Genomic DNA, 6230 nt, shown 5'->3' with positions numbered 1-6230 from the left:
ATTTTTTTGCAATATAAAATAAAACTTACCATTTATATAAACAGTAAGCTTAATAATTCAAATATTTATATATTTACTTTTATTAAATTATCTATATAAATAATCCCTAGTCATTTCTAAATTGTTATTATTTCCTTTTGAAAATAATATTTGATGTAAATCTATCATTCCATTATTAAAGGATGCAGCACAAGAAGATAAATACAATTCCCACATTCTAACAAATCTTTCATCAAACATATTTGAAATCTTATCTATATTATTTTTATAATTTTCATACCAACAAAGTAGTGTTTTAGTATAATGTCTTCTTAAGCTCTCTACATCTAAGGTATAGTAATTAAGTTCACTTCCTATATTTATTATTTCTCTTAGACTAGGTATAACTCCCCCTGGAAATATGTATTTTTTAATCCATGGATCTCCTGAACTTTCTTTTCTACCACTAATATAATGCAATAAAAATAGCCCTTTGTCCTTTAATACTGCATCTACATTCTTAAAGAAAAGCTCATAATTTTCACGACTAACATGCTCCAGCATTCCTACACTTACAACTCTATCAAACTCTAAATTGCTCTTTTCCAAATCTCTATAATCCATTAATTGAACACTTAAATAGTCCTCTAAATTTTCTTCTTTAATTCTTTGCTTAAACTTTAAATATTGTTGTTCACTTAAAGTTATTCCAACTCCATGTATCTTATATTTCTTAGCTGCTTCAATTAATAAATATCCCCAGCCACAGCCTATATCAAGCAAACTCATACCTTCTTTAAGTTGTAATTTCTTTAATATATAGTCAACTTTATTTTTTTGTGCTTCATATAATGTGTCATCTTCATTTTTAAAATATGCACAAGAATAGCTCATAGTTTCATCTAGCCAAAGCTCATAAAAATCATTTCCTATATCATAATGTGAACTTACTTCTTTCTTTTGATTCTTTTTAGATGTTGATGAATGCATTAATTTACTTAATATACCTTCATTAACATTAAATTCTTCTAAGCTTCCCATTACAATATCTAATGCATCATATAAATCTCCAGCTTCCATATCTAATACCTTATCCATGTAGGCTTCCCCTAAAGCTAAAGATGTACTAGTAAATAATAATTTTTTATCTATACTTCCATTTACTTTAATAACAAACTTAGGATCTCCTTTATCTATATTTAACTCTTTACCATCTTTAAATATAACCTTAAAAGGTACTGCATTATTGTTTTTAAAATACTTTTTAATAATCATACTTTCTAATGACATAGTGGCACACCTTCTTTCAATATTTTAAATCATACTTAGTATTTTTTCCCTAAGTGACTAAAATATTCTTAGTATTATTAAATAGTGTTATTTAATATATTGAAAGCATCTATTATTTACTTTTTTTGTAAATATGTTATTATTAACTTATAATTCTATATTTTCTAAATAAATACACTTTAATATTTCTACAAGCTTCATGAGGATACGAAATGATAAATTTGCTTAAAGTAATTTCCATTATATGTATTGTAATAGCATTATTTGTAGGTGTTCCACCATTTATTAAAATAATAAAAATGCAAAAAGAATTAAAGAAAATGAATCCCAATGACATAACTCCAGAACATATTAGAAAAGAATCATTAAAAATTGTTATAACAATGCTAATTGCATCATCTTTACTTATAATTTCTAACTTATTAAATTTCATTTTAAAATGGTTTTGATTTAATACGCTATAATACTCATTTTAAATAACCATATAAGGAGTGACTATATTAACTATGTCTAAACGTAAAAAGATTTTATTTTATATTGCCTTTATAATATTAATTATTTTTTCTGTTTTAATGTTTATATATGAATGTTTTAATAAAAAAATTGATTTTATGATAATATTCTTTACTTCAATTATTCTAAATATTATAAGTTTAATACGTCTATATAAAGCCAAATAATTTAAATTGGAGGTTGTAATGAAATTATCTTTTAATAAAAATAAATTTTTATTGCTATGTTCATGTTTACTTATTATTGTAACTATTTTGCTTATATATTGGGGAATATACTCAAAACAATATTATGTTATACCTATGAGTCTATTCTCTTTATTTGCTCAAATACCAAACATCATTAACCTTATTAAAAAATTAAATAAAGATAATTAATGTATTCATAATTATCAACTATATATGGAGTGATTTAAAATGAGTATAAAAAAAATTAGTAATATCCCTTTTTACTTTATATTTACTATTCTTGGAATCACATATGTTGTAATTTATTTTATAGGACATGAATTTTATATTTTATTTTCAGGATTATTATTTTTAATATCAGGATTATTTTGTTTAAAGAAAAGAAGATAACTTTACACAATTAACTTATCTTGATAGGGAGGATTTATGTTTACCAAAATTTACTATAAAACAAAAGAAATATTAATATTCATTTTAAATATTTTTAAATATATTATTACTTTTATTATAAGTTTTATCTTTGTATTTTTTTTACAAGATATTTTTAAATTTAACGATGATATTGGATTCTCTCTAGCATTAATTATGGCTACCTCTCTTTTTCTTTTATTGTTAAAAAGAGAAAAGAAATCTCCTTTTAAATATTTAAAAATACATAAGGTAAATTTAAAAACCATATTACAACTAATATGTTTTACTATTATCCTTGTACCTGTAGATTTAGGAATAATAGCTCTGTTAAGACAAACTATCACTACAAATGTTTCAACTGAAACTCAACTATATTTTTGGAGTGTACTTCATCTAGTTATTTTAGCTCCTATATCTGAAGAAATATTTTTTAGAGGTATATTATTTCAAAAACTCAAAGAAATAATGCCATTATTTTTATCTTTGATTATTCAAGGGTTTATATTTGGTATATCTCATGGAGCACTTTCATGTCATCTTATACAAAGCATAGTAGCAGGTCTTTCAGGGATATTATATGCTTTAGTATATAACTATAAAAAAAATTTAACTATTCCAATTTTACTACATTCATTTTACAATTCATTTTTAGTTATATTGAATTTATTATTCCCAAATTTTTAAAGTTAAAAGTTCATTCTAAAAATATAATAAATATTAAGGAGGTACAAATGTATATTGGATTAATTTATATTTTATTAATAGTACTAACTTGTTTTTTGTTAGCTAAAGATAGAAAGAATTTAAAAAAGTATAAAAATATTAATAATATAAGCCCAAAAGATAAAAAACTTGCAATACTTATTGTATTATCTGTTATCTTCCTATATTACATTATAGGTCATATTTTCAAAACAGATATTCTTAATTTTATTAGCTTTAGAAAGCATAGAGTTACTTATAGTTTTATAGGTTTACTCTTACTAATTGGTACATCTTTATTCATTGCGTACATAATTGAAGTTATTATGAAAAAGAGAAAATAACTGAAAATTTATTTCAAAGGAGGAAAAGTATGAGTGATAGAGCTAGAGCACTTAAAATAGTTTCAATAACATCAACTTATATTTTATTGTTCACTTTAATTTTTTTACTAATTTTAAGTATCTTAGATGAATTTACAATATATACTTACATTTTTTTATCAATAAGTTTTATATCATGTATTTATCTTTGGAAATCATATCTAGATGAAAAAAAGCTGAATAATAAGTAATTAGTATTTATTTAATAATTTATCTTTTATTTTTATTCATGTTAAAATATACAAATTATATATACTTAATAAATTAAGAGAAATAATTATTTTAATTATTTATTACTAATCTTTTTTGAGGTGAGCTATATTGAGAGTAGGAGCATATCAATTTTCAGTAACTGGTAATATAAATGATAATATGAATACAATAAAAAAAGCTATATCATTAGCTGCTGATAAAGAAATAAGATTACTTGTATTTCCAGAATGTTCTTTAACAGGCTACCATCCCCTTACTATACAATCATGTGATAATATTGACTTTATTCATGTTGAACAATGTTTTTATGAATTACAACAACTATCTATAAAATATAATATGTTCATTATTATTGGATCTGTAACAATGTATAATAAAAAATACTTTAATAGTGCTATGATATTTTCACCAGAAGAACATAAAATTGCACCTTATAATAAACGTGCCTTATGGGGATATGATAAAGAAAATTTCACTGCTCATAATAATAAAGGCATTTTTGAAATAGATACTTTTAAAATAGGTATTAGAATATGTTTTGAAATTAGATTTCCAGAGTATTTTAGGGAACTATATAAATCAGAAACAGATTTTAATGTAGTAATCTTCTATGATGTATCTAATAATGATGATATTGAAAGATATGAATTAATAAAATCACATCTTAAGACAAGAGCTGTTGAAAATGTTTCTACAATAGTATCTGTAAATGCTATATCTCCATATCAAACAGCACCTACAGCTGTTTTTGATAGTTCTGGAAAAGTCATTATTGAATTACCACGTAATACTGAAAATTTGTTAGTATATAATTTTGAATCTACAACTTTAAGTTTTGCACAGCAAGGTAGAAAAATCATATCTGATAATCTTATAAAGTAAAATTTATTAATTTATAGGTAAGCGTCAAAATAGTCAAGGAATACCCTTTTTGATAAAATTATAGTAGTAATTTTATCAAAAAGGGTTTATTTTATGAGCAGAAATCTTAGCAATGAAAAATGGAATGAATTTATAAATTTTAGCTGTATATAATTTAATATGGAAATCAAATTCTTTTAATCTAAAATATTAATCTTCTCTAAGAAATATCTAAAATATGATACTTCTCTATTTATAATTCTAGCTTCAATTAACATTCCATTTTTAATATCTATACTATTTCCCTTCTTATTTGTCATTGTTTTAACTGGTATATCACATATTCCAGTATAATAACTAGTCTTTTCTTTTTCACTAACTTTAGCGTCTACGCTTATATCACTAAGATTAGTCCTTACAATACCATATTCTCTTTGTGGTAATGATACAAATTCTAATATAACATCTTCTCCATCTTTTATTTCACCAAACTTTTGATTTTCTATATATATTTCTGCCTTATATTCATCATTATCATTTGGTATTATAGAGGCTATCTGTGTACCAGCTTGAATAAAATCTCCTACTTTAATATCATTAATTAAATTTACTATACCATCACTATCTGCTTTTATACTAGTTGATTGAATCTTATTATTTGCAACATCTAAATTCATTTTTATTTCTGAAATTGTTGATTCTAAAGACATTATGGTGCTATCTAACTGTGTAATATACTGTTCCTTATAACTACCATTGCTAGAAGTTGCAACTCCTTCCTTTAATTTAAATTCATTTTGTGCAATTGTATTAGATATATTCATTTTTTGATTATTCTTATACTTTTCTATTTCTTTTTCTATATTTTTAATATTATTTTCTATTTCCTTAATTTGTTTATCAATAATTTCATTATTGTTTTTAATTTGTAGATTCTCTTCTTTACTTTCTTTATCTGCTTTAACTTTGCCCTTTTCTAAATCATTAATTTGATTAGTATAATCTGATATTTGTATCCTATAATTTTGTAATGTCATTTCATAATCTTTATATTGATAGTATAAATAATGATTTGAATCAAATTCATTTTTTTCTTCCTCCATTGATTTTAAAAGTAAATTTAAATCATTTATTGTTTCTTTAATATTTTCTTTTTGACTTTCAAGGGAGTCAACCTGAGAATTTCCATTTTTTAAATTTTCCAAATACAACTGATACTTTTTATAATAAATTTTCTCAATAGTATCTTCAGAATCTAAGTAATTAACTTCATCTAAAATAGATTTTTTTAATTTCTTATTAGCTTCAAGATCATTTTCCCTATTCTTTAATGATTCTTCTAAAGATTTTTTTTGGACTTCATATTCTTCACCATTTATGACTAATAGAACATCTCCCTTTTTAACTGTCATCCCTTCACTAATATTTATCTCTGTCACTGTTCCATTAACTCCACTAGATAATTTAGTAACTTCTATTGATGGTCTAACAACGCCTGATGCTTTTACTGTTATTTCTTTATTAGCTAGTATAGACCATACTATAACACTTGCTAATAATACAATTATTATATATGTCATATATTTAGAAAATCCATTTGGTTTACTCTGCATTATCTCTCTTGAATCAGTTATATCCTTAAGTTCTTCTATTTTATATTTCATTAATTTACACCTCCTAAAAACGGATT

General features: G+C 23.1%; 7 protein-coding genes. 5 read left to right on the top strand and 2 right to left on the bottom strand.

Annotated elements, in window-relative coordinates; translation table 11 throughout:
* Positions 1-87: 87 nt before the first annotated feature.
* A complete protein-coding gene (locus ACQRD5_RS07425; RefSeq protein ID WP_291626998.1) occupies positions 88-1269 on the bottom strand; it encodes an SAM-dependent methyltransferase in 1182 nt (393 codons plus the stop codon).
* A 212-nt stretch (positions 1270-1481) separates the two neighbouring features.
* On the opposite strand from ACQRD5_RS07425, the gene ACQRD5_RS07420 reads away from it, so the two are divergent.
* The 5 genes from ACQRD5_RS07420 to ACQRD5_RS07400 all read left to right on the top strand — a co-directional run bounded on the left by ACQRD5_RS07420 (position 1482) and on the right by ACQRD5_RS07400 (position 4561).
* The gene (locus tag ACQRD5_RS07420; RefSeq protein ID WP_291626997.1) at positions 1482-1718 is read left to right on the top strand and encodes a hypothetical protein; all 237 of its coding nucleotides are present in this window, start codon (positions 1482-1484) and stop codon (positions 1716-1718) included.
* A gap of 678 nt (positions 1719-2396) precedes the next feature.
* Positions 2397-3065, top strand: a complete 669-nt coding sequence (locus ACQRD5_RS07415; protein WP_291626996.1) for a CPBP family intramembrane glutamic endopeptidase — start codon at positions 2397-2399, stop codon at positions 3063-3065.
* Between the two features lie 47 nt (positions 3066-3112).
* Positions 3113-3427 (top strand): hypothetical protein, encoded by a 315-nt coding sequence (locus ACQRD5_RS07410; RefSeq protein WP_291626995.1) that lies wholly within the window; start codon positions 3113-3115, stop codon positions 3425-3427.
* A 29-nt stretch (positions 3428-3456) separates the two neighbouring features.
* On the top strand, positions 3457-3657 hold the full coding sequence (locus tag ACQRD5_RS07405) for a hypothetical protein (protein WP_291626993.1): 201 nt from the start codon (positions 3457-3459) through the stop codon (positions 3655-3657).
* Between the two features lie 130 nt (positions 3658-3787).
* Positions 3788-4561: a carbon-nitrogen hydrolase family protein gene (locus tag ACQRD5_RS07400; RefSeq protein WP_291626991.1), complete on the top strand. Its 774-nt coding sequence runs from the start codon at positions 3788-3790 to the stop codon at positions 4559-4561.
* A 176-nt stretch (positions 4562-4737) separates the two neighbouring features.
* On the opposite strand, the gene ACQRD5_RS07395 is transcribed toward ACQRD5_RS07400, so the two are convergent.
* Positions 4738-6204, bottom strand: a complete 1467-nt coding sequence (locus tag ACQRD5_RS07395; RefSeq protein ID WP_291626988.1) for a biotin/lipoyl-binding protein — start codon at positions 6202-6204, stop codon at positions 4738-4740.
* Between the last annotated feature and the right edge of the window lie 26 nt (positions 6205-6230).

The sequence above is a fragment of the Clostridium sp. SGI.024 genome, from assembly GCF_050315195.1.
Taxonomy (GTDB): Bacteria; Bacillota; Clostridia; order Clostridiales; family Clostridiaceae; genus Clostridium.
This window is presented reverse-complemented; position numbering and strand designations above follow the sequence as displayed.